Origin of the sequence: Changpingibacter yushuensis (assembly GCF_014041995.1) — a bacterium.
GTDB lineage: Bacteria > Actinomycetota > Actinomycetes > Actinomycetales > Actinomycetaceae > Changpingibacter > Changpingibacter yushuensis.
This window is the reverse complement of sequence record NZ_CP059492.1, coordinates 1,549,811-1,573,543: the sequence shown is the minus strand read 5'-3', so window position 1 is coordinate 1,573,543 and position 23,733 is coordinate 1,549,811. Positions and strand designations below refer to the sequence as shown.

General features: G+C 57.6%; 20 protein-coding genes. 17 read left to right on the top strand and 3 right to left on the bottom strand.

Annotation, left to right across the window (positions count from 1 at the left end):
• Positions 1-108: 108 nt before the first annotated feature.
• From yajC to H2O17_RS06805, 5 genes are all read left to right on the top strand, one after another.
• Positions 109-516, top strand: a complete 408-nt coding sequence (gene yajC / locus H2O17_RS06825) for a preprotein translocase subunit YajC (RefSeq protein WP_182049012.1) — start codon at positions 109-111, stop codon at positions 514-516.
• 22 nt (positions 517-538) lie between these two features.
• Positions 539-2,602, top strand: a complete 2,064-nt coding sequence (secD, locus tag H2O17_RS06820) for a protein translocase subunit SecD (protein ID WP_182049011.1) — start codon at positions 539-541, stop codon at positions 2,600-2,602.
• Positions 2,602-3,735 (top strand): protein translocase subunit SecF, encoded by a 1,134-nt coding sequence (secF, locus tag H2O17_RS06815; RefSeq protein ID WP_182049010.1) that lies wholly within the window; start codon positions 2,602-2,604, stop codon positions 3,733-3,735. The genes secD and secF overlap by 1 nt, the downstream gene beginning before the upstream one ends.
• Complete coding sequence (locus H2O17_RS06810; RefSeq protein ID WP_182049009.1) at positions 3,732-4,277, top strand: adenine phosphoribosyltransferase; 546 nt, start codon at positions 3,732-3,734, stop codon at positions 4,275-4,277. The genes secF and H2O17_RS06810 overlap by 4 nt, the downstream gene beginning before the upstream one ends.
• Before the next feature lie 80 nt (positions 4,278-4,357).
• The gene (locus H2O17_RS06805) at positions 4,358-6,697 is read left to right on the top strand and encodes a RelA/SpoT family protein (protein ID WP_182049008.1); all 2,340 of its coding nucleotides are present in this window, start codon (positions 4,358-4,360) and stop codon (positions 6,695-6,697) included.
• Here the strand turns inward: H2O17_RS06805 and H2O17_RS06800 are convergent.
• Together H2O17_RS06800 and H2O17_RS06795 are read right to left on the bottom strand one after the other, a co-directional pair.
• Positions 6,655-7,233 (bottom strand): hypothetical protein, encoded by a 579-nt coding sequence (locus tag H2O17_RS06800; protein ID WP_182049007.1) that lies wholly within the window; start codon positions 7,231-7,233, stop codon positions 6,655-6,657. The genes H2O17_RS06805 and H2O17_RS06800 overlap by 43 nt on opposite strands.
• A 126-nt stretch (positions 7,234-7,359) precedes the next feature.
• The gene (locus tag H2O17_RS06795; protein ID WP_182049006.1) at positions 7,360-8,712 is read right to left on the bottom strand and encodes a DUF349 domain-containing protein; all 1,353 of its coding nucleotides are present in this window, start codon (positions 8,710-8,712) and stop codon (positions 7,360-7,362) included.
• A 253-nt stretch (positions 8,713-8,965) separates the two neighbouring features.
• Here H2O17_RS06795 and H2O17_RS06790 point away from each other — a divergent pair, with 253 nt between their 5' ends.
• The 11 genes from H2O17_RS06790 to H2O17_RS06740 all read left to right on the top strand — a co-directional run bounded on the left by H2O17_RS06790 (position 8,966) and on the right by H2O17_RS06740 (position 21,496).
• Entirely contained in the window at positions 8,966-9,697 is a 732-nt protein-coding gene (locus tag H2O17_RS06790; RefSeq protein WP_182049005.1) for an MBL fold metallo-hydrolase, read from the top strand.
• A 9-nt stretch (positions 9,698-9,706) separates the two neighbouring features.
• Complete coding sequence (gene hisS / locus H2O17_RS06785; protein WP_182049004.1) at positions 9,707-11,023, top strand: histidine--tRNA ligase; 1,317 nt, start codon at positions 9,707-9,709, stop codon at positions 11,021-11,023.
• Positions 11,023-12,771, top strand: coding sequence for a GTPase domain-containing protein (locus tag H2O17_RS06780; protein ID WP_182049003.1), 1,749 nt, complete (start codon positions 11,023-11,025; stop codon positions 12,769-12,771). Before hisS ends, H2O17_RS06780 begins: the two co-directional genes overlap by 1 nt.
• A complete protein-coding gene (locus tag H2O17_RS06775) occupies positions 12,768-14,354 on the top strand; it encodes a GTPase (protein ID WP_182049002.1) in 1,587 nt (528 codons plus the stop codon). Before H2O17_RS06780 ends, H2O17_RS06775 begins: the two co-directional genes overlap by 4 nt.
• Before the next feature lie 98 nt (positions 14,355-14,452).
• Positions 14,453-15,499: an N-acetyl-gamma-glutamyl-phosphate reductase gene (gene argC / locus H2O17_RS06770; protein WP_182049001.1), complete on the top strand. Its 1,047-nt coding sequence runs from the start codon at positions 14,453-14,455 to the stop codon at positions 15,497-15,499.
• Positions 15,496-16,659: a bifunctional glutamate N-acetyltransferase/amino-acid acetyltransferase ArgJ gene (argJ, locus tag H2O17_RS06765; RefSeq protein ID WP_182049000.1), complete on the top strand. Its 1,164-nt coding sequence runs from the start codon at positions 15,496-15,498 to the stop codon at positions 16,657-16,659. Before argC ends, argJ begins: the two co-directional genes overlap by 4 nt.
• Positions 16,656-17,606: an acetylglutamate kinase gene (gene argB / locus H2O17_RS06760; RefSeq protein ID WP_182048999.1), complete on the top strand. Its 951-nt coding sequence runs from the start codon at positions 16,656-16,658 to the stop codon at positions 17,604-17,606. The genes argJ and argB overlap by 4 nt, the downstream gene beginning before the upstream one ends.
• Positions 17,603-18,781: an acetylornithine transaminase gene (locus H2O17_RS06755; RefSeq protein ID WP_182048998.1), complete on the top strand. Its 1,179-nt coding sequence runs from the start codon at positions 17,603-17,605 to the stop codon at positions 18,779-18,781. The genes argB and H2O17_RS06755 overlap by 4 nt, the downstream gene beginning before the upstream one ends.
• Entirely contained in the window at positions 18,778-19,263 is a 486-nt protein-coding gene (gene argR / locus H2O17_RS06750) for an arginine repressor (protein ID WP_182048997.1), read from the top strand. Before H2O17_RS06755 ends, argR begins: the two co-directional genes overlap by 4 nt.
• A 70-nt stretch (positions 19,264-19,333) precedes the next feature.
• Complete coding sequence (locus H2O17_RS06745; protein ID WP_182048996.1) at positions 19,334-20,572, top strand: argininosuccinate synthase; 1,239 nt, start codon at positions 19,334-19,336, stop codon at positions 20,570-20,572.
• A 108-nt stretch (positions 20,573-20,680) separates the two neighbouring features.
• Positions 20,681-21,496, top strand: coding sequence for an SGNH/GDSL hydrolase family protein (locus H2O17_RS06740; RefSeq protein WP_182048995.1), 816 nt, complete (start codon positions 20,681-20,683; stop codon positions 21,494-21,496).
• A 22-nt stretch (positions 21,497-21,518) separates the two neighbouring features.
• On the opposite strand, the gene H2O17_RS06735 is transcribed toward H2O17_RS06740, so the two are convergent.
• Complete coding sequence (locus tag H2O17_RS06735; protein WP_182048994.1) at positions 21,519-22,394, bottom strand: PfkB family carbohydrate kinase; 876 nt, start codon at positions 22,392-22,394, stop codon at positions 21,519-21,521.
• Positions 22,395-22,637: 243 nt separating this feature from the next.
• On the opposite strand from H2O17_RS06735, the gene pheS reads away from it, so the two are divergent.
• Positions 22,638-23,732 (top strand): phenylalanine--tRNA ligase subunit alpha, encoded by a 1,095-nt coding sequence (pheS, locus tag H2O17_RS06730; protein ID WP_182048993.1) that lies wholly within the window; start codon positions 22,638-22,640, stop codon positions 23,730-23,732.
• The last annotated feature ends 1 nt before the right edge of the window (position 23,733 follow it).

The window sequence follows — 23,733 nt, the reverse complement described above, 5'->3', positions numbered from 1 at the left end:
GAGTTTGCGCAGTAACGACAAGCTAGTTGAGAATTGGCCCAGTTTTCCCAATGGGCCTGCATCCGCGTAGACTAGCGCGGTACTGTCTGCAATCTGCTAGGAGCTTCTGTGAATCCAGACGTAACATTGCTTATCTTCATTGCCGTGATGGTTCTCATGATCTGGTGGATGTCGCGATCGAGCAAGAGCATGCAAAAGAAGGTTGAACTGCAACGCCAAGAAGCGGTTGCACTCGGCAACAATGTGGTAACTACCTCAGGCTTCTTTGGAACGATTGTTGACATCGATGGGGATGCCGTTACTCTGCAGAGCCCGAGTGGTGACGAAACAGTGTGGCTGAAGAAGTCAATTAGCGCTGTTGCTGACCTGCCGTTAGCCGAGGTTGAGGACAATGTCCCAGCGGCAGACGAGGAAGATTTCGAAGCTCCGGATTCATACTCACCAGAATCGGAGAATACGCCATCAAGTGATCAGCCTTCCCAAGACGGCGAAATCAACGGTTCCACTCGGTTCTGATCAACCATCGAGAGATTTTTATATGTCGACCCGCACCACTTCGGTACGTCAAGTTGTTCCTTGGCGTCGCCTCGTCATGCTCATCGTTTTGTCAGTAGCGCTCATCGCTTCGCTTCTGGTCGGAACACTCACCACAGATAGATCACGCTGGATCCCCGAGTTCGCATTGGACTTGGAAGGTGGTACGCAGATCATCCTGACCCCGACCACCACGGATGGCTCGGAGATTACTCAGGAAGACGTCAATCAGGCTATCGAGATCATTCGGCAGCGAGTGGATGCCTCAGGTGTCTCCGAAGCCGAGATCACCTCTGAGGGCGGTCAGAACATCGTTGTGGGCTTGCCAGGTGAGCCTTCGCAGGAGACTCTCGACTTGGTACGCACATCCGCGGTTCTGCGTATGCGTCCGGTGCTGACTCTGACCACTACCGGTTCAGGAGCGCTCACTCCTGCTACCGTTCAGGCATATGACGAGGCCCAAGCATCGGCTTCTGCGTCTGCTGAAGCAACCGATACAGCGAGTGCGACGCCATCCGAATCGGCCTCGCCAGAAGCTTCGGCCAGTGCAAGTGCGAGCCCAAGTGCAAATGCCACCTATTCTCAGGCAGAGCTGGAAGAACAAGCCAAGCGTATTGCAGACGCAGACGGCGATGGAGTTCTTTCCGATACGCCCACAACTACTCCAGAGAACGCCTCCGACACGGCATGGATCACCGAAAAGGTTTACTACGAGTCGCTGATTCTTGACTGCACAAATCCGAACACCCAGTCCACATCAGCCGATGACCCCGCAGTGGCAGTCGCCGCTTGCGGTTCCAGCGGTGAGAAGTACATTCTTGGACCTGCCGAAGTTGAGGGCACAAATGTCACCCAAGCTACCTCAGGGTATGATTCCACCAAATCCCTGTGGGTAGTTAACCTTGAACTCAACAGCGCTGGTGCGGATGCGTTTGCTGCGGTAACCGGGCGCCTAGTTGACCTTGATTCTCCTCAGGATCAGTTCGCCATTGTGTTGGATGGCAAAGTCATCTCCGCACCCGCACCGAATGCCGCTATCACTGGCGGCAAGGCCATGATCTCTGGAGACTTCACTTCGGATGAAGCCGCGACTTTGGCCAACCAGCTCAACTTCGGTTCACTGCCGCTGAACTTTGAGGTGCAGTCTGAGGAGCAGATCTCAGCGACACTTGGTTCTGAGTCACTGACGTCAGGCCTCATCGCTGGTCTCATCGGACTTGCGCTGGTTGTGCTCTACCTGCTGTGGCAGTACCACGGCCTCGGATTCGTTGCCGCTGGTTCTGTTGTGCTCGCTACCGGCCTTTCCTATCTGATTGTCAGCTTGCTTTCCTGGACGATCGGGTATCGATTGTCGCTCGCGGGTGTGGTGGGCCTGATCATATCTGTTGGAATCACGGCTGATTCGTTCATCGTGTTCTTCGAGCGAATACGCGATGAAATCCGCGAAGGAAGAACCCTTTCGGCGGCCGTTTCTCATGGTTGGCACCGCGCCAAGCGCACCATCTTTGTTGCCGACGGTGTGAACCTGCTGTGCTCGATCGTTCTGTACTTCCTCGCGGTTGGCTCCGTGCGAGGCTTCGCCTTCACACTGGGTATTACCACAGTGCTCGACTTGGTGATCGTCTTGATGTTCACCTACCCGATCATGACACTGCTTGTTCGCACGAAGTTCTTTGGTGAGGGCCACCGCTTCTCGGGAATGGATCCGGCAGCGCTTGGCCGCACGCCGGTCTACCGAGGGCGTGGCTCCGCTCTGGATCGTGGGTCTAAGCCCGCCAAGGAGACCCGTGCAGAGCAGATCGCCTCGGCGGTCGAGCAGGGCATTGAGGACTCAGAAAGCTCTTCGGAGGAACGGGCTACAACCCCTGCTCCGAAGAAGACTGCGGTTGCCACGTTGGATGCGCGAGCCGAGGATGCGGCGCTCGTCGTCGACGAAAATGGGCACAGGCTTTCTCTTGCCGAACGTCGGGCTCAGGAGCGGCGCCGAGCCGCTGAGGGCGCGGCGGATTCTGATGCGGAGACGCCCGAATCAGATGACTCAGCCACCGAATCGAAGGAGGAGAACTGATGTCAATGAATAGCTTTGGCAATGATCTCTACACCGGGCGGAAGTCTTTCGACTTCATTGGTAAGCGTAAGATCTGGTTCTCCATCGCCTTGGCCGCTGTATTGCTCTCATGTGTGCTCGTATTCGCTAAGGGCTTGAATCTTGGAATCGAGTTCACCGGTGGCTCCCAGTTCACTATCTCCAATACGCAAGATACAGACCAGTCGGCTGCTTCTGACATCATGAGAGACGCCTTGGGCGATGAGAGTGCGCGCGTCACCCAGGTGGGCGATGCGTCGATACGCGTTCAGACAATTGCGCAAGATCTCACAAACACGCAGACGGAAGACATCCGTAATCAGCTCGCAGACGCCTACGGAGTCCCTTCATCCGATGTGACCTCTACCTATATTGGTCCGTCGTGGGGCAATGACATTCTTATGAAGGCCATTCGCGGCTTCATCGTGTTCGTACTCTTGGTCACCGTTGGCTTGACTCTGTATTTCCGAGGCTGGCGCAGTGCAGCGGGTGGAATCATCGCCCTTCTCCACGATCTGATCGTGACAGTTGGCGTCTATTGCCTGTTCGGTTTCGAGTTAACACCTTCGACTGTCATTGGCTTGTTGACCATCTTGGGATACTCGCTCTATGACACGATCGTGGTGTTTGACAAGGTCCGCGAGAACAATGCCAAACTGCTGACTCAGAACTCGTACACATTTGCCGAGTCGACAAACCTTGCTGTCAACCAGACGCTCATTCGTTCGATCAACACTTCTGTCACAAGTATCTTGCCAGTGGCGTCAATTCTGTTCATCGGAGTGCTGCTGCTTGGCGCCGGAACTCTGCGTGACCTCGCACTGGTCATGTTTGTTGGGCTATTGTTGTCTACGATTTCGTCCATCTTTATCGCCTCGCCTCTGGCTGTTCAGTTTGCTGAGTTGAATCCGGAAATCAAGGCGCATACGGAGAAGGTCATTGCGCTTCGCGAAGAACGTGCGGCGGCCCGTGAAGCAAAGATCGCAGCTGGTGAAGACGTTTCCGATCTGGACGATGTGGATTCGGCAGGACCTGCCCACGGCATCATTCGTGACGCCGGTCATCATCAAGGCGCTTCGGCCCAGCCGCGCCGAAAGAACAGGAGCAAGAAGTGAATGAAGGCTCTGTCTTCCCGCAGGAGACTGTGGCTCTCGTAGAGAGCCATCTTCGTGAGGTGCAGGATTTTCCGGCTCCCGGGGTACTGTTTCGTGATATCACGCCACTCATCGCTGATCCCGATGGATTTGGGGCACTGATCGATATCCTTGCAGAACGCTATCGCGGCAAAGTGGATGCAGTGGCAGGCTTGGAGTCGCGTGGATTCATCCTTTCGGCACCGCTCGCACTTGCATTGGGTGTGGGCATGCTGACGGTTCGCAAGGCGGGCCGCCTGCCTGGACCTGTGGTGGGAGTCGATTACGACCTCGAATACGGTTCGGCTCGTATGGAACTCCAGCCATTCACTGTTAAGGATGGTCAGCGTGTGTTGATCATTGATGATGTTCTTGCAACGGGTGGCACGGCTAATGCAGCGTTTGATCTCATTGAGCGTGCTGGCGGAAAGCCAACCGGGCTTTGTGTGCTTATCGAACTGGCCGCTTTAGGCGGACGTGAGAAACTTGAGGGACGCGACGTCGACGCCGTCCTGACGTACTAAGTGCAAGGAATTGGCCGCACGCGGAAGCGTGCGGCCTTTTCTTGTCTAGGCGACTATCATTACGCCAAAAGGGGGTAGACATGAGTGAGTCTCAAACACCACGGGTCAGATCGCGTCTCACGTGGTTGACGGGCAGATCGGCACTCCAGATACCAGCAGCACTGGAGCCTCTCATCCGCGCCCTCGGTACGAAGAGTGTGGATAAGGCACGGATTATTCGTGCCTACGAGGTGGCCGATAGGTGTCATCAGGATCAGAAGCGTAAGTCCGGAGAACCGTACATCACACATCCAGTGGCTGTTGCCACAATCCTTGCGGAACTCGGTATGGATGAGGACACGATCGTGGGCGCACTTCTCCACGACACCGTTGAAGATACCGGGTATACGCTCGAAGAGCTGCGCAAGGAGTTCGGTGCAACTGTCGAGCTTCTGGTGGACGGCGTGACCAAACTGGATAAGGTTGAGTTTGGTGAGGCTGCTCAAGCTGAAACCGTCCGCAAGATGGTTATTGCGATGTCGAAGGACATTCGCGTTCTTCTTATCAAGCTCGCAGACCGCCTGCATAATGCCCGCACCTGGAAGTACGTTCCAGAATCGAGCGCTCAGAACAAGGCACGTGAGACTCTGGAGATCTATGCTCCTCTAGCTCATCGGCTGGGAATGAACTCTATCAAGTGGGAACTTGAAGATCTCTCGTTTAAGGTGCTCTATCCTTCGGTCTACACGGAGATTGAGAGGCTTGTTACTGAGCGCAATCCCGAACGTGAGGCCTACATCGCCAAGATCAAGGCTTCGCTTGAGAAGGAGCTGAAGGCGGCCCGGATCAAGTGCACCATCACCGGGCGCCCGAAGCACTACTACTCGATCTACCAGAAGATGATTCTGCGAGGCAAGGACTTCGAAGACATCTACGATCTCGTGGGCGTGCGTGTGCTGGTTGAGACCGTCCCCGAGTGTTATGCAGCACTTGGCGTAGCCAACACGGTCTTTACGCCCATTCAGGGACGCATCAAGGACTACATCACCACGCCTAAGTTCAACCTGTATCAGTCGATTCACACCACGGTGATCGGCCCGGGCGGGCGATCACTTGAGGTGCAGATCCGAACGTATGAGATGCATCGCCGTGCCGAGTACGGTGTGGCTGCCCACTGGCGGTACAAGGAGAACCCGAACACAACCTCGGTTAACAAGAACCAAGGAGGAACAGAGGAGACTCAGCTCAATTGGCTTCGCCAACTGGTGGACTGGCAGCGAGAGACTGCGGATCCCGCTGAGTTCTTGGATTCACTGAGGTACGAGATCTCCGGCAATCAGGTCTATGTATTCACCCCGAAAGGTGAAGTGCTCGAACTGCCGGCAGGGTCTACCCCCGTGGATTTCGCATATGCAGTGCACACCGAGGTTGGCCACCGCACAGTGGGGGCACGCGTCAACGATCGGTTAGTGACGCTGGACCATCGGCTGGAATCGGGCGACAACGTTGAGATCATTACGGCCAAAGGTGATTCTGCGGGTCCGTCCCAAGGCTGGTTGGATTTTGTGGCCTCTCCACGCGCGCGAGCCAAGATCAAGTCGTGGTTCAAGCATTCACAACGTGATGAGGCTATTGAGGCAGGCAAGGACAAACTTGCAAAGGCTATTCGGCGGAAGAATCAACCAGTTCAACGGTTGATGAGTCACGACACTCTGCGGGGTGTTGCCCAAGATCTGAATCGCTCCGATGTAACGGAGTTGTACGCGGCGATTGGCCAAGGCTCGGTTTCTGCCGAGACCGTGGTGCGTCACCTGATTTCATCGCAAGGCGGCAACGCCGGTGTTGAAGAGACCTTGGCAGAGGCCGTCACACCTACTCGAATCCAACACCGACGCACGTCTGCTGGAGACAGCGCCGTGGTTGTGGAATCGATGGAATCTTCAGATGTGCTGGTCAAACTCGCAAAGTGTTGCACTCCCGTTCCACCGGACGCCATTGTGGGTTTTGTGACTCGTGGCAATGGACTATCGGTACACCGCGCCGATTGTCCCAATGTGGCCTCCCTTAGGCGCGAGCCGGAACGTTTCATCAATGTGGACTGGTCACTTGGAGCTGACGCCATTTACCTTGTCCACGTGCAGATCGAGGCGTTGGACAGGCACGGCCTGCTTTCAGACATTTCCCGGGTTCTTTCAGAACATGGAGTGAACCTGCTGCAAGGCACGATGACCACATCGAAGGAACGTGTGGCAAAGTCGAGCTTTGTGTTTGAGATGGCTGATCCCAGACACCTAGCACAGGTCCTGCAGTCCCTACGCAAGATCGAGGGAGTCTACGATGCCTATCGTGTGACAGGATCGAAGAAGGCAGAGCAACGCCGCGTTGGTGCTTCTGCACCTCAAGGTGATGTCAGTGATGGAAAGGTCATCTCGCAATGGTGAGAGCGTGTGCTGCGTTCCTCCAGGTAATGGGGGAGCGCAGCGGCAACTCCCGCCGCAAAGCCATATCGCGGACGCGTGGATAGTTCTTCTAACTCACGTTCAACATGCGCGGGGTCGAGTCCGTGATTGAGCAGTACAAACACCGCATCAAGAGCTTGAGAACTGCCATCAAGGACTAGGAGGTCCGCGGCCGTCCGAGCGGTCGTAGTGACGTTGAGCGGGCCGATTCTCTGTTGAGATCTTTCAGCGATGGCAGTGCGGAACATGTAGGGTGCTTTGGTGCGCCGTGGATGTGCGGCGCACACCACTGAAAGCTTCTCGGGATGATGCCAGCCGGTGTGGATCCACAGTGCGCTCCACAGGATTGCGACGGCGTCTGCAACCACAATGCGCGATATCAGCTCGGCTCTGAGAACAGGTAACGATGCCAAATCTGCGGGCACAGTGCAGCCGGGTGCGTACTCGATGAGCAGCCCTTGCCGAAGCAACATCTGAGTTTCGTGATCCATCTGCGGAGCGGTTCGCCACGTATCCATATGCCTATTGTGGGGTGCTCAGGTTACGGCTGCGCGGGTTATCAACAAGCCACCCAATACGGGTGTGGGAGGTTGCGATGATTCGCAACCTCCCACACCCGTACTCAGCTAAGAAGACCTACAGGCCTACAGATCCTTCTGCACTTGCGCCAGCCACGCCTCGCGGGCCTGCCGAGCGCTCGTGAGTTCATTGAGGGCCTTCTGATCTCCAGCAGCTTCAGCCGCTTCGATCTGACCATCGAGTTCGGAGATCAACTGCTGGAGCTGCTCAGCCATACCAGACGAGCGCTGCTGCTTTGCGGGATCGGTACGGCGCCACTTCTCTGCTTCTGCGTCGCGAACCGCTTCTTCGATCTCACGCAGACGGCCTTCCGTGCGTCCGATATCTGCGCGGGGAACCATTCCGATCTGATCCCACTTGTCCTCGATGTCGCGCAAGGCGGCACGAGCAGCTTCAATATCTTTCACAGGAAGCACAGCTTCTGCTTCCTTGATCAGTTCGAGCTTCGCAGCGAGGTTGCCAGAAAACTCTTCGTCACGTTCGGCGAAGTGTGTTGCCCTCGCATCGAAGAATCGCTGCTGGGCCCCGCGGAAACGCTCCCACAGCTTGTCATCATCCTTGCGCGCGGCGTGACCCGCCTGGCGCCATTCGTCCATGAGAGCGCGGTATGCGGCAGCTGTGCTGCCCCATTCGGTTGATTCGGCCATGGCTTCTGCGCGTTCGATGAGGGCGTTCTTGCGTGCCATCACTTCGCTGCGCTCGGATTCGAGCACGCCGAAGTGATGGCGGCGTGCCTTGTCAAACTGGCTACGCGCCTTCGAATAGCGCTGCCACAGAGCTTCCTCGGTGGTCCGGTCTATCCTTGGACCGGAGCGCTGCGCTGCCTTCCACTGCTCAAAGATCTGGGCGAGTTCTTCGCGAGAGTTGCGCCAATGAATCTTGTTCGGAGCGGTATTGGCGATCTCTTCTGCGCGCTCGATAAGCGTGGTGCGCTCCGCCAGTGCAGCCGCACGGGCTTCTTCGCGCTCTGCAGAGATTACTTGCGCCCGAGCTGAGATGGTGGCTTTGAGGGCCGCCGCTCGGCTGCGCAGGGACTCAACGTCACCCACAGCGGCGGGTTCGACAAGTTGCGCTTCGATTGAGCTCAGAGAGGCAGTGGCTTCGTCAGGGCTGATACCTTCAACCCGCGATTCCAGAAGTGAGATCTGTGCCTGAAGATCGAGGAACCGGCGCACATAGAGCGAAAGCGCGTCTTCTTCGGAACCGCCAGCTGCATATTGGCCGACGACGCGTTCGCCTTCATCCGATCGAAGCCAAACGTTTCCTTCACCATCCACACGACCCCAGGCGGCTGCACGAGCAGCGGCCGCTTCGTCGATTGCCTGAGCGGGTTTCGCGATAGCAGCAGCGACGGGGCGTGGCCGCGGAATCGGGTGCGGGACTGGCTTGGGCTTGGGTGTGGGAGTGGACTCACTCATAAGTGCTCCTCAGTGGAGACAGCACGAACCGCGCTGTGCGTTGCAATGATGGTAAACAGTCTACGATGTTTTACGCCTACGCTGGCACATCCGCAACCACTGAGGTTTCGGAGATGGTAGGACGGCTCACAGTATGCCACTTTCTCGAGCTTTCTTGGTGCATTTACGCCAGCACCGCAGCCGATCCCACCCTGCTGGGTCCACTTGTGGTGTCGACAAGCTTTCTTCATCAAGATCACGGTAATTTGTAGCCATGATCTTTCTGCGTTACTCACAGACATTAATCGAGGCAAACTGCTACATTATTGCGGATTCGGAAGCGAAGCAGGCACTTGTGGTGGATCCTGGGGCTGGTTCGGCACACTGGGTGGAAACCGCGCTCGCCTCCCACGGCCTAGAGATCAACGCGGTTCTCTGTACACACGGGCACTCTGACCACGTGTGGGATAGTGCAGTTGTGGCTGGAGGCGCCCCCGTGTTCGTGCCGGGGCCGGATCTGTACCGCATGGAGGATCCTTCCATGTATACGGCTGCATTCCGGCAAGCATTTGTTGACGCTTCAGGCCATGATTGGGAGAAGCCTGCCGATACACGCGAGCTTCCCGCAGCACTCTTGGAAGGTGGCGGTGCCCAAATCGTTCCCGGAATTGCCATGCGCGCACTTCCGGCTCCCGGCCACACTGAAGGCTCAACAGTGTTCTTGTTGTCTGGGTCAATCGACGACGACGTTGAGGCTGTCTCGCTTCCAGAGGGTTCCTTTGGTACCAGCTTGATGCTTTCTGGAGATGTCTTATTCCGTGATGGGGTTGGGCGAACAGACCTTCCCGGGGGAGATCCCGTGGCAGCAACAGAGTCACTTCGCACGTTGACCCAAGTCATTGCGCCCGCCACTGTGTTCTTCCCAGGCCACGGTGCGCCTTCCACGCTGGGCCGAGAGATGCGCCACTCGTTCTATCTGCGTCAGGCGATGGAACAGGGCCGATAGGATAGACGTATGAAGATTGCTCCCCTTTCTGGGTTTCCGGAATGGCTACCAGACGGCCGAATTGTTGAACAACAGATTCTTGATACTCTGCGCGATACTTTTGAACTACATGGTTTCTCCGGTATTGAGACTCGCGCTGTTGAACCGCTAGATCAGCTCCTCCGCAAGGGTGAGACCTCGAAAGAGGTGTATCTGCTCAACCGCCTGCAAGGCGGGGACGCTCAAGAAGCAGAGCTTGGACTTCATTTTGATCTGACTGTGCCGCTGGCTCGCTACGTGCTTGAGAACGCTGGCAAGCTTGATTTCCCGTTCAAGCGCTATCAGATTCAGAAAGTCTGGCGCGGCGAACGTCCTCAGGATGGCCGTTTCCGTGAGTTTGCTCAGGCCGATGTCGATGTAGTTGGCGCAGATACCTTGGCCTTCCACCATGAGATTGAGCTTCCACTGGTTATGGTGGATGCACTGTCAAAGCTTCCGATTCCGCGCGTTGTGGTGCGCGCATCTAACCGGAAAGTTGCGCAGGGCTTCTATGAAGCGATTGGTATCGACGACGTCGTCGAAACACTGCGAATTGTAGACAAGCTGGACAAGGTGGGGCCGCAGGTGGTCACCCAGATGCTCGGCGAATCCGTAGGTGCGAATGCGCAGCAGGCTCGGCTAGCGTTGGCGCTGGCCGATATCCGGGGTAGCGATGCTGGTGTAGCTGATCAGGTGGCGGCACTCGGCCACACTTCGGCGCTGTTGGAGGAGGGCCTGCAGGAACTGGTTCAACTGATCGAGGGGGCAAACGAGCTCCTTCCGGGTTCTGTGGTAGCTGACTTGAAGATTGCTCGCGGCCTGGACTACTACACGGGATCTGTGTTCGAGTCCACGATGATTGGCCATGAGGATCTCGGTTCCGTGTGTTCGGGAGGGCGCTACGATTCCCTCGTTTCCGATGGAAAGAAGACGTACCCGGGAGTGGGCTTGTCGATTGGCGTCTCGCGAATTATCTCGCGAGTCATTGGCCGCGGCCTCGTGGTTCCCTCACGCAAGGTTCCTACGTGTGTGCTCATTGCGGTTAATGACGAATCCGAGCGGCGGCATGCGGAACTAACGGCCGTCGCACTCAGGAAGCGCGGAATCAGCGCAGATGTCTCTCCAAATAGTGCGAAGTTCGGCAAGCAGATCAAGTTTGCTGACAAACGAGGTATCCCGTTCGTTTGGTTTTTGACGGATGAAGGCGAGCAGATCAAGGACATTCGTTCAGGCGAACAAATTGCTGCGGACCCAGCCACATGGGAACCTCCCGCTGCTGATCTTCGTCCAGGTTTACGAGGAGCATAGTGAGTATTCCCGTACCTCATTCGGATGTCGCCGAGTCCCTCCGGGTGCTCGGCAACGCCCTTGCGGGTGCGGAGTTTCCTCTTCCCACACCGCAAGCCGAGATCGCGCAGGACACGTGTGCGGACATCACGAACCAACTCAATGATTACGTGCTTCCGCGCTACGCTTCCCTCGACGCGCCACTTTTGGCCGTGGTAGGTGGATCAACGGGTTCTGGGAAGTCCACGCTCGTCAATTCTCTTGTGCGTGAAGAGGTCACAGTCTCTTCTGCGATTCGTCCCACCACTAGGCGGCCGGTCCTCGTCCATCGGCCTGACAATGAGGCAGCCTTTGCTTCTGACAGAATCTTGCCGACCCTGGCACGGGTCCGGTTCGATTCGCTGGCGAGCGAGGAAGATGCCGCCGGGCCGGCATCTCTTGAGCTGCGGTTGGTCTCGCACGCTGGCGTTCCCGAAGGGCTCGCAGTTCTCGATTCTCCCGATATCGATTCGGTAGTGGAGTCAAATCGGCGTTTGGCTGCTCAGCTCCTTTCGGCCGCTGACTTGTGGGTGTTTGTGACAACCGCTGCGCGATATGCCGATGCAATTCCGTGGGCTTTGCTAGATCAAGCCGCGGCGCGAAACATTGTGGTGGCTATCGTTCTCAATCGCGTGCCTCAGGGGGTCGGTTCTGAGATTCGTCCGGATTTGGTTCGTCGACTCGAGGAACGCGGACTAGGTGCAGCGCCACTCTTTGTGATTGGCGAGAAGCTTGATGCTGATGGTCTGATTCCAGAGGGCGACGTCGCCCCATTGCGCGGTTGGCTTACTGGCCTTGCGCACGATGCGACGGCCCGCGCGTCGGTTGCGCGCCAGACTTTGGGTGGGGCCGTTGATTCGATCGTAGCCAAGAGAGCTGTTGTGGTGTCTGCAGTCCAGGAACAGCATGAGGCCGTTGCGCATCTTGCGATAGACATCGACCGAAGTGTTGCCGGCGCCACCACTGCCGTGCTGAGCAGCCTGGAGGACGGCTCAGTCCTCAAAGGGGAGGTGCTGGCGCGCTGGCAGGAAGTTGTTGGCACAGGTGAATGGATGAGGAAGCTTGAGTCCGGCGTATCTTCGGTACGTGATCGAATTGCTGGATGGTTCCGGGGAACTACTCCAGACTCTTCAGTAATCAAGATGGAGCATGCCGTGGCGGATTCGCTTCAGGAGCTCTTTGTATCGTCACTCGATGAGGCCATCGCAACTATCGAAGCGGCGTGGGAAGTGCGTCCGGGTGGTCGAAACCTTCTCGCAGCCGTCCAGATCGAGGGATTAAGTAGCCGCGAGAGTCGGAGCAGTAGCGCGGCTGAAGCGGTGCGTGAGTGGCAGCGCAACCTTTTGAACCTCGTGAACTCCGAAGGTAAGAACAAGCGTTCAACTGCCCGCCTGCTTTCCGTTGGAGTCAATGCGGTGGGTGCTGCGCTCATGATCGTTATTTTTGCCTCTACATCGGGGCTCACCGGTGGGGAAGTGGCCGTGGCTGGAGGCACCGCTATTTTGGCCCAACGAGTGCTTGAAGCCGTCTTTGGCGACGACGCCGTGCGCCGCATGGCTGCCTCTGCAAGGACTGACCTCGAACTGCGTGCAAGAGCTTTTATGGAGAAGCAACTCGATCCATTCCGGGCCGTGGTCATCGGGTTGGGTGTTCCCGATGAACTCGCGGAATCGCTCGATCGGGACTTTCAGGCGGTTGCCAGTGAACGTGCAAAGGAGAACAACCGGTGAGCAGCACGTTGAGTGAAGGGCTCACAGCGCTGGAATCGGCACTTGAGATTTCGCAGGGCCGGATTGACCGTGCAGTGTGGGAGGAGTCTGATCGCGTACTAGCGAAGTGCCGCGAACGCCAGAACGTGGGCATGGACCATACTGTCGTGGTCTTCGCGGGCTCCACCGGCTCTGGCAAGTCCTCGCTGGTGAACGCCATAGTGGGCCAAGATGTGGCGCGGGTGGCGGCTACGCGCCCCACCACCAACCAGACGCAGGCCATCACTGCCTCTGACAGTGCTGATTTGCTCGACTGGCTTGGCATTACTCATAGAACTGTGGTGGATTCACTCCCAGTCGATTCTGGTTTGATACTCGTTGATCTGCCAGATATCGACTCCACGAGCGAGCACAATCACACGGTTGCTCGGCGCATCATTGATCGTGCGGATGTGGTGTTGTGGGTGATGGATCCACAGAAGTACGCCGACGCCGTCGTACATGAAGACTACCTAGCTCGCCTGACGCAATACGATGCCGTGACGTTAGCCGTGCTCAATCAGGCCGATACGATCACCCCTCAAGAGCGCGCTGAGGTACTGCCTGATCTGAGCCGGCTCCTAGCGGCGGATGGGTTGAATGTGGACGTCCGCGTGACCTCAACCGTGACGGGTGAGGGGATTGCTGACCTGCGGACTCAGCTGGAGGACATCGCAACGCAACGCAGAGCCGCGCTGCAACGACTTGAGGCTGATGTGCGCAGTGCAGGCGCGGCGCTCATCTCAGCGGTACGCGCGGATGGTGGCACAGCCGCTCGAAAGTCGGATACTTCTGATTTCTCGGAAGTTGCGCTGGCGTTGGCCAAGGCAGCTGGCAGCGGAGTTGTTTCCGAGGCCGCTGCGGCATCCTACGCGAGGCGAGCAAAGAACAACACCGGATGGCCTTTGACCCGGTGGGTCAGGCGGGCCAGTGCGGATCCGTTGGCGAGGCTTCACCTTTCGGTGCGTTCAGAGGACAAAGAGACTACGGTCACCTCGATGACCTCCTCTCCTGCTCTCAAGGGAAGCGCTATGGCTGCAGCAAGGCGATTCGTGCAAGAGTCCACAGGTCCGATGCCGCTGGAGTGGCGCCGCGAGGTGCGCGGTACGGCTCTTTCCCAGATGGAGAGCCTCTTGGATAAGTCCGATTCCTATGTTGGTCAAACGGACTTGGAGCAGGAGAGGACTCCCGCGTGGTGGAGGCTCTGGAATCTTCTTCAAATAATTGGCCTTGCTGCCGCAATAGCTGGTGGCGCATGGTTGATCGCAATTGCGGTGGGAGAGTGGATGCTCCTCAAGGTTCCTGAACCTCCCTATTGGGGCCCCGCGCCGATTCCCACTGTTCTATTGGTCTGTGGTTTGTTGTGTGGTTTCCTGTGTTCGATCGTGGCGCGATGGTTAGTTATGCGTGGTCGAGAAAAGGCTCGCCGCCGAATCAACGCGCGCATCATCGAACGCATTGAGGCCGAGGCTCGGGCTGGGGTGCTTTCCGTGCTTGAGTCCGATGCCCAGTCATATGAGCAGTTCTGGGCCCACGTGAATAAGCTGGTGCGGGTGGGGCTGTAGCGAGCTGGCCGGTTGTGTGTGGTCCTCTGGGGATCTGTGGCCTAGTGCACCGTAAACATGTGGACGGAATCAATGCGTAACCACGTATAGTTATGCATATGACAGTCAACGTTTCGGTGGCGGGTGCCACCGGATATGCAGGTGGAGAGGTCCTTCGCCTTCTTGCAGGTCACCCCGGTTTCACGGTGAGTAGCGTGTGCGCCGGTTCTTCGCAGGGAAAACTCGGGCAGTTCCAACCACACTTGCGCCAGTATGCAGATCGTGAGCTTGAGCCCACTGAGCCCCGCATTCTTGCTGATTCAGATGTTGCGATTCTTGGGTTACCTCACGGAAAATCGGCAGAGATCGCCGCGGCAATCCTCAAGCTCAACCCATCATGCATTCTGGTGGACCTCGGTGCTGACCACCGGTTGGAGAATCCTCAGGACTGGGAAGATTTCTACGGAACACCTGCCACCGATCCATGGACGTATGGAATGCCGGAACTCCTGCGTGCGAACGGCCCTTCGCAGCGTGAGAACTTGGTGGGAACACGCCATATCGCTGCACCTGGATGCAACGCCTCGGCAGTGACGTTTGCCGCCCAACCCGCAGTTGCTGGTGGTCTGACAGACGGTTCAGGAATCGTGGCAACTTTGGCCGTCGGGTACTCGGGTGCAGGGAAGGCGTTGAAGTCCCATCTTATGGCCTCAGAAGCCTTTGGCTCAGCAGTTCCCTACGGTGTTGGCGGCACGCATCGCCATATCCCGGAGATCGCGCAGAACCTTCGGGCGGCTGGCGGAGTTACGTCCACACTCTCTTTCACCCCAGTTCTCGTGCCCATGGCGCGAGGCATACTGGCCACCGTTTCGATTCCCGTGATTGCTGGCACCACCGCCGATGACGTGACTGATGCATACCGGAGCGCATACGCGGATGAAACGTTCGTTACCTACGTCGATGGATTCCCCACGTCGTCGTCGGTAACGGGCGCGAATACTGCGTTGGTTGGCGCAGTGTTGGATAGAAATCGCGAACGGCTAACTGCCATCTGCGCGATCGACAATTTGGTCAAGGGGACGGCGGGTGCTGCGTTGCAGGCGCTGAATCTGGCCTTAGGACTTCCAGAAGATACTGGCCTGACAGTGAATGGAGTTGCACCGTGAGTGTCACTACCCCCAAGGGATTCCGCGCCAGCGGAGTAGCCTGTGGTTTGAAAGACGGCGGAAGGAAGGACCTCGCACTAGTCTTGAGCGAGGGCCCAGAGTTCACTGCTAGCGCCGTCACCACGTCGAACAGGGTATATGCCGCACCTGTGGGATGGACTCGCCAGGCAGTTGCAAACGGTACGTTGCGCGCCGTGGTTCTAAACTCTGGCGGTGCAAATGCGTGTACCGGTGAAATCGGTTACGAAGACGCCGTCGCAACCGCGCATCTCGTTGCTCGCAGTGTAGGTGCGATTCCTGGCGACGTCGCCGTGTGTTCTACCGGTTTGATTGGCGAGTTGCTCGATATGACGTGCATTCGTTCCGGCATTGAAGAAGCTGTGTCCACGCTCGATCCCGACGGCGGATCCGATGCTGCGTTAGCAATCATGACAACAGATACCAAGGCGAAGGTGGCAAGCATCCACAGCGCTGCGGGCTACAGTCTTGGCGGCATGGCGAAGGGCGCAGGAATGCTTGCTCCTCAACTGGCGACGATGCTCGTTGTTATCACCACGGACGCATCTATCGATCCTGCGACTGCCCGCACGGCGCTTAAAGATGCAGTGGAGGTCTCCTTCAACCGCATCGATTCGGACGGATGCATGTCCACAAATGACACAGTGATTCTCATGGCTTCGGGCGCTTCTGGGGTATCGCCCGATCCTGATGAGTTCACGGCGGAGCTTTCGGCGCTCGCCCAAGATCTGGCAGCCCAGCTCATTGGAGATGCCGAAGGAGCGTCACACGACATCTCAATTGAGGTTTCACATGCCTCCTCTCAAGAGGCGGGTGTGGCAGTCGCCAAATCGGTCGCTCGATCCAACCTTCTCAAAGCAGCTGTGTTCGGAAACGATCCAAACTGGGGACGCGTACTTTCATCGCTGGGAACCGTACCTGAACGTGTTGCGCCGTTCGATCCCAACCAGGTGGACGTGGCAATCAATGGAGTGACGGTCTGCCGCGGGGGAGGCGTGGGTGATCCGCGTGAAAGTGTGGATATGTCAGAGCGACTCGTAACAATCTCCATCGACCTCAATGCCGGCGAGGACTTCGTGAGGGTACTGACGAATGACCTTACGTATGACTACGTGACTGAGAATTCGGCGTATTCCTCGTGAGTGACATTCTGGAGAGGCTCCAACGAGCTCAAGAAAAGGCCGAGGTTCTGGTCGAAGCGTTGCCGTGGATCCGGGAGTTCGCGGGCGAGGTCTTCGTCATCAAGTACGGCGGCAACGCGATGGTTTCCGAGGAGCTGCGCGTGGCTTTTGCTGAGGACATCGTCTTCCTTCACCACATGGGTATCCGCCCGGTCGTGGTGCACGGAGGTGGCCCTCAGATCAATAGGATGCTTGACAGAGTTGGCATCGAGTCAGAGTTTCGCGGGGGCCTTCGGGTGACAACCAAAGAAACGATGAACGTGGTTCGCATGGTCCTCACCGGTCAGGTGCAACGTGAACTCGTCTCGATGATCAACGTCAACGCACCATACGCGGTCGGTCTGTCCGGAGAGGATGCTGGCCTTCTGAAGGCGCGTCGTCGTACGGCACTCGTGGACGGTGAGCAAGTGGACGTCGGCCATGTGGGCGACGTCGTCGAAGTCAATCCGGTAGCTATCACGGACCTGCTGGAATCCGGGCGAATTCCCGTGGTTTCAACGGTGGCGGTTGACGTTGCCGCGCCGCGCGAAGTGCTCAACGTGAATGCTGACACTGCGGCGAGTGCCATTGCTGTGACACTTCACGCAAAGAAGCTCATCATGCTCACAGATGTTGAGGGCCTCTACCTCAACTGGCCCGACAAGTCCTCATTGGTCTCACACATATCGGCGAGTGAACTACGTGAGGTACTGCCGACCCTCGGTTCCGGAATGGCACCGAAGATGGAGGCGGCGCTGCGAGCGGTTGACCGCGGCGTGAGTCAAGCACACGTCATCGATGGACGCATGGCCCATTCGATGCTCCTAGAGGTTTTCACGGACGCAGGTATTGGTACGCAGGTGGCTTGGGATGGTCCTCGTACGCCATTTCCTCCGTCACATGATCCAGATTGGATGGTGGAAGCATGACCACAACTGCTTCAGATTCTTTCAAAGCCCGCTATTCTTCGGCAATTCTCAACACTTTTGGACCTCCGAGCCTTGTACTTGAGCGCGGCGAGGGCGTGTATGTGTGGGATGTCGATGGCAAGCGCTATCTCGACTTGCTCGGGGGGATTGCCGTCAACGCACTCGGATACTCGCACCCGGCGTTGATCGGTGCAGTGGCCAAGCAACTCTCAACGCTCGGCCACGTCTCCAACTTCTTCGCCTCGAAGCCACAGGTGGAGCTTGGAGAGAAGATTCAACAGATCTTCGCGGAGGAAGGATACGATCAGCCCGTTCGAACGTTCTTTGCGAACTCTGGCACCGAGGCCAACGAAGCCGCACTCAAGCTCACCCGTTTGCACAAGCCCGGTGGCAAGGTTCTGGCCCTCACCCACTCCTTCCACGGCCGCACGTTGGGCGCACTCTCCATTACCGACAAGCCTGCGATTCAGGATCCGTTCCTACCGCTGCCCGGCAATGTTGAGTTTGTTGAGCCCACTGCAGCTGCAATCGAGGCCGCTTTCGACGATTCCGTAGCGGCGATCTTCATGGAGCCGATTCAAGGTGAAGCTGGCGTTGTACCCGTTCCCGACGACGCCCTGACCACCGCCCGTGCATTGTGCGACGCTCACAATGCACTCCTTGTTATTGATGAGGTCCAGACTGGAGTCGGACGCACCGGTCGTTGGCTTGCCGCAGCACGATGCGTGAAAGCGGACATCGTGACGTTCGCCAAAGGACTTGGTGGCGGCATCCCAATTGGCGCCTGCGTTGGAGTAGGCAGTGTTGGTGATCTGTTCGGCCCGGGTAGCCACGGCTCCACCTTCGGTGGCAATCCTGTTGCCTGCGCCGCGGCGTTGGCCACCCTTGATCACGTATCTGGTCTCTTGGGTCACGTGACAGAGACCGGAGCGTGGCTGGAGAGTGAGCTTTCCAGCTTGGGATTTGAAGTCCGCGGCGAAGGATTGCTACGAGGCATCGCGGTTCGTGACTCCGCGGCCGTGGCACGCCAACTGCTCAACGCTGGATTTATCGTCAACGCACCAAATCCAACCACTATTCGCGTAGCACCTCCGCTTGTCATCACCAAGGAGGATCTTGCGAGTTTTGTTGAGGCTATGAAGGGCCTGGCGCACACTGAAGCAGGTGCCCAGTGACGGAGCCGTTTATCCCGGGAACACGGAGTGCTCGGCAGGCAAGGGTCGTTCAGATCTTGGCTTCGGAAAAGGTGACCAGCCAAAGAGCACTGCGCGATCGGCTCGCTGCTGAAGGCATCGTGGTTACACAGGCAACCCTTTCCCGGGACCTAGATGAACTTGGTGCGCTAAAAGTCAAGCACAGCTCGGGAGGGCAGTTCTATCAGGTGCCGGAAGTGCCTGGCGACCACGCCTCGCCACAAGGCGCACGCGCTTTCCTCGATCGGTGGCTTGTAGAAGTCCTGACAAGCGTTCAGCAGGCAGGCAATCAGCTAGTCTTGCGCACTCCACCCGGAGCAGCGCAACTGTTGGCATCGAGTTTGGACCGTGCGAACCTAGCCGGTGTGATTGGAACGATCGGTGGTGATGACACCGTTCTGGTTATCACTGAAGATGAGCACACAGCCGTTGAGCTGAAGAACGAACTCTCAAAACTCACGTAGTACACGCGTGCCGCCAGTGGCGGCACACACCTAATCGTTAGACATGATTGAAGAAGAATGAGGAGACGAAATGTCGCATAAGGAACGCGTTGTCTTGGCTTACTCCGGTGGTCTGGACACCTCGGTCGCAATTGGTTGGATCGGCGAACAGACTGGCGCGGAAGTTGTCACAGTGTGCGTTGATCTTGGTCAAGGCGGCGAGGATCTGGAAACCATTCGCCAGCGTGCGCTCGATTGCGGTGCGGTGGAAGCCTACGTGGCCGACGCCCGTGACGAGTTCGCGTCCGAATACTGCATGCCTGAACTGCAAGCCGGCGGACTCTACATGGATTCCTACCCGCTGATTTCAGCTATTTCGCGGCCATGTATCGTCAAGCACCTAGTGACCGCTGCGCGCCAGTTCGGAGCGACGACGGTTGCTCACGGTTGTACTGGCAAGGGCAATGATCAGGTCCGCTTCGAAAACGGCATCACGTCGTTGGCGCCAGATCTCAAGTGCATTTCCCCAGTGCGTGACCTAGCCATGACTCGCGAATTCTCCATCAATTACGCGAACGAGCACAATCTGCCCATCGAAACCACTCACCATAACCCGTTCTCGATCGACCAGAATGTGTGGGGCCGCGCCATTGAGACAGGATTCCTTGAGGACCTGTGGAACGCACCCACCAAGGATGTTTACAACTACACCGATGATCCCACGTATCCGCCACTGCCTGATGAGGTTGTCATCTCCTTCAAGGAAGGCATTCCTGTGGCGATCGATGGGCGCCCAGTGACCCCTCTTGAAGCAATTCAGGAGATGAATCGTCGAGCTGGGGCACAGGGTATTGGCCGCATCGACATCGTGGAGGATCGCCTTGTGGGCATCAAGTCTCGCGAAATCTACGAAGCTCCGGGTGCGATGGCCCTTATCACTGCGCATAAGGAACTCGAGAATGTCACTCTGGACCGTGACCAAGCACGTTTCAAGCGGACGATCGTTGACCAGTGGACCAACCTTGTCTACGAAGGCCAGTGGTTCTCTCCGCTCAAGCGTTCGCTCGATGCGTTCATTCAGGACACCCAGCAGTATGTTTCGGGTGACATCCGGATGGTTCTGCACGGCGGAAATGCGGTGGTGAACGGACGGCGTTCGGAGACCTCACTGTACGACTTCAACTTGGCCACCTACGACGAAGGCGATTCCTTCGACCAGTCCAACGCAAAGGGATTCATCGAAATCTTCGGCCTTACTTCCAAGCTCGCTGCGGCGCGCGATGTGAAGTTCGGACGCGGCGTTGCCATGGGCAACTCGAAGGTCTACTGAGTAGCTCAACGCTATGCGTGCGGTGGAAACACGTCAGGTGCGTTTCCACCGTACGCATGGGCACACTGCAGAGTGGGTCCGTACGTGGCCCGGGAGTAAGTTTGTTGAGTGAACATAAAACTCAGTCACCTCGTTAGTTTCGGGCTCGGCACAGGCGCGTTCGCTCTGTACCACAACGCAAAAGGCGTAGCCAAGCAAAATACTCCTTTCCGCAGACAGTGGGAGCGTCATTTGCTTTCCACTCTGCAGGCACTTGAGTTGCGCGCTCATACTGGTGAACCAATGCCACTCGTGTACGTAGCGCTCGGTGATTCGGCGGCTCAAGGCTTGGGCGCTAGTCGCTTTGAAGAGGGTTATGTTCCCCGAGTGGCAGCCGGACTCAAGGCCGCTACTGGGCGCGACGTGGCGCTCCTCAACCTCTCACTGTCTGGAGGAGTAGCGGCATCTGTTCTAGGCACTCAGCTTCCCCAGCTTGAGGGCCTGCGCGTTGCAGGAAAGCAACTCATGCCCGACGTGGTGACTCTGGACATCGGTGGCAATGACGTGGGCGTCGGTGAGCTCTCGCCCGAGGAGTTCGGGGACCAGATGTCCGCAATCGCCGATCGGATTCCCAAACCAGCGTTCATCGCGGACATACCTACTTTCAAACCGCTGCGTTCCGAGAAACGGGCGAGCGAGATGAGCCGCCATATTGAGCGATCTGCCCAAACCGACCAGATCAGCCTCATTCGACTCGAAGAGCTATCGAATTCTTTGACTACCTATGAGTACATATCTCGCTACCATGCAGGCGACATGTTTCATCCGAACTCGCCGTGGTATCACCTCTGGTCGCAGCTCTTCGTGAACTCTATTGCGGATGGGCTGGGATTCGAATCCGTGGATATGACCCACGTGCCCGAATGGGAGCCGTGGCTCGGCTAAGCACTCGTTCGGTGTGGCTCAATTAGGCGTCGGTTCCAGTGGTGGTTGACGGCAGTTTCTCGGCCCATCCGAGGGCTCCCGACGCCTGAACAGATAGCGTTGCGAGCTGGGACGCCGCCGACATAGACGCCATGGCACTTTGACCTGCACCAAGAGCTGCCGTGAAAGCGCCATGCAGCACATCGCCGGCCCCGAGGGTATCCGCGATCTGATCCCCAGCAACTTCAGACACGGGCAGGGAGAACGCCTTGTTATCCACGATGGCCTCAATCGAACCGCCACCATGAGTGCGGGCCACGAAAGGAATACCCTTCCACGCCAACGTTTCCACAAGGACGTCGTCGGCGACTCCGGGAAGGGTGAAATCCGAAGAAATGATGGCGTGGGTGACGTGCGGCAGAAGCGCCTCGATCCCAGGCTTGTAAGAACCACCGTCCAGAACAACTGGGATCTCGAGATTCTTCGCAGTGCGAGCCAGAGCCAGCTGCACATCGGGCAGGTGCCCGTCAATCAGCAGAGCGCTGGCCCCGTCAAGCACGTCAGCCTGAGGATATGTGTAGCTCCGCCCGGAGTTGTTAGAGGAAACCACAGCTCGATTCCCCTCGGCGTCAATAGTGACGCTTGAGATTGCTGGATCGCCCTCGGCAGCGAGGTCCACCACGGTCACCTCAGATTCCGCCAACCACGCCTTAGCAAGTTGGGCGAAGACCCCTGTGCCGATGGGAGAAACCAGTGTGGGGACCGCGCCAAGCACTCCTGCAGTACGAGCTGCGTTGGCTGCGGGCCCTCCCACATCGAGAATGGCAGATCGAGAGACGATCTTCTGGTTGGGGCCCGGCACCTGATCGACATGCTGAATGAGATCGACGGTTGTCAGGCCACAGAACACGGTACGCATGTATCTAAGACTACTGGGTCCCAGGCAAACGGCCTTTCCGATCGTGGCAGACTCATCTATCCTCGTGGCTGGATCGCGGCCATGTCAGCGCGTCGGCGCCAGCACCGCGGGCTCAAACAGTCGCATTGGTGCGCACTTGGTGACACTTCGCCCACAACGGGCATCTGGGAAGGCAGCGCACCGCACGATTGATTAGAATCGTGAGCGGTGCCCAACAGGGCGAAAATCACAAGGAAGGCAGATATGTCTGAGGAAGCCAGCGGGCTGAGTCCACTCGATGAGGCCGGCATTGCCGCTGCCGTCGAGGAAGCTGTGGCCGCCTTTGCCGCAGCCACAACGCTTGAGGAGCTGAAGGTGGCACGGCTCGCCCACAGCGGCGACAACGCCCCGATAACCCTTGCCAACGCCCAGATCCGCACACTTGACAAATCCGAGAAGCCGACAGCCGGCAAGCTTATGGGCGGCGCACGCAAGGCCATCCAAACAGCGCTTGCTGATGCCACTGCGCGCTTGGAAGCAGAATCCGAGGCGAGGATTCTCGCCGAGGAGTCAGTGGACGTGACTGTGCCCGTGCGCCGCTCCCCACAAGGTGCCCGGCATCCGTTGACGGTTCTCATCGCCGACCTCACTGATTTCTTTGTGGGCATGGGCTGGGAGATCGCCGAAGGCCCCGAAGTGGAGCACGAGTGGTTCAACTTTGACGCCCTGAACTTCGGGCCCGATCATCCGGCACGCCAAATGCAAGATACCTTCTACGTCGAAGGCGTCGAAAAGGTTGGCACAGAGGAGCAGTTCGAAGCAGTCTCGAACCTCGTGCTGCGCACCCACACCTCGCCCGTTCAGGCGCATGAGATGCTGCGCCGCGGAGCTCCCATCTACATTGCGTGCCCCGGAAAGGTGTTCCGTACCGACGCTTTGGATACCACCCACACCCCGGTGTTCCATCAGGTTGAAGGCTTGGCGGTGGACAAGGGCCTGACGATGGCGCACCTGAAGGGGACGCTTGATCACTTCGCAAAAACAATGTTCGGACCAGAGGCCAAGACCCGCTTGCGCCCCTCTTTCTTCCCATTCACTGAACCCTCTGCGGAAATGGATCTGTGGTTCCCTCAGAAGAAGGGCGGCCCGGGCTGGATCGAATGGGGCGGTTGCGGAATGGTGAACCCCGAAGTCTTGAAGAACGCTGGAATTGACCCGGATGTCTATTCCGGATTCGCGTTTGGAATGGGTCTAGAACGCACCCTCATGTTGCGCCACGGTATTTCGGATATGCGTGACATGGTCGAAGGCGACGTGCGCTTCTCGCTCCAGTTCGGCACCTTTGGAAGGGGTAACTGAT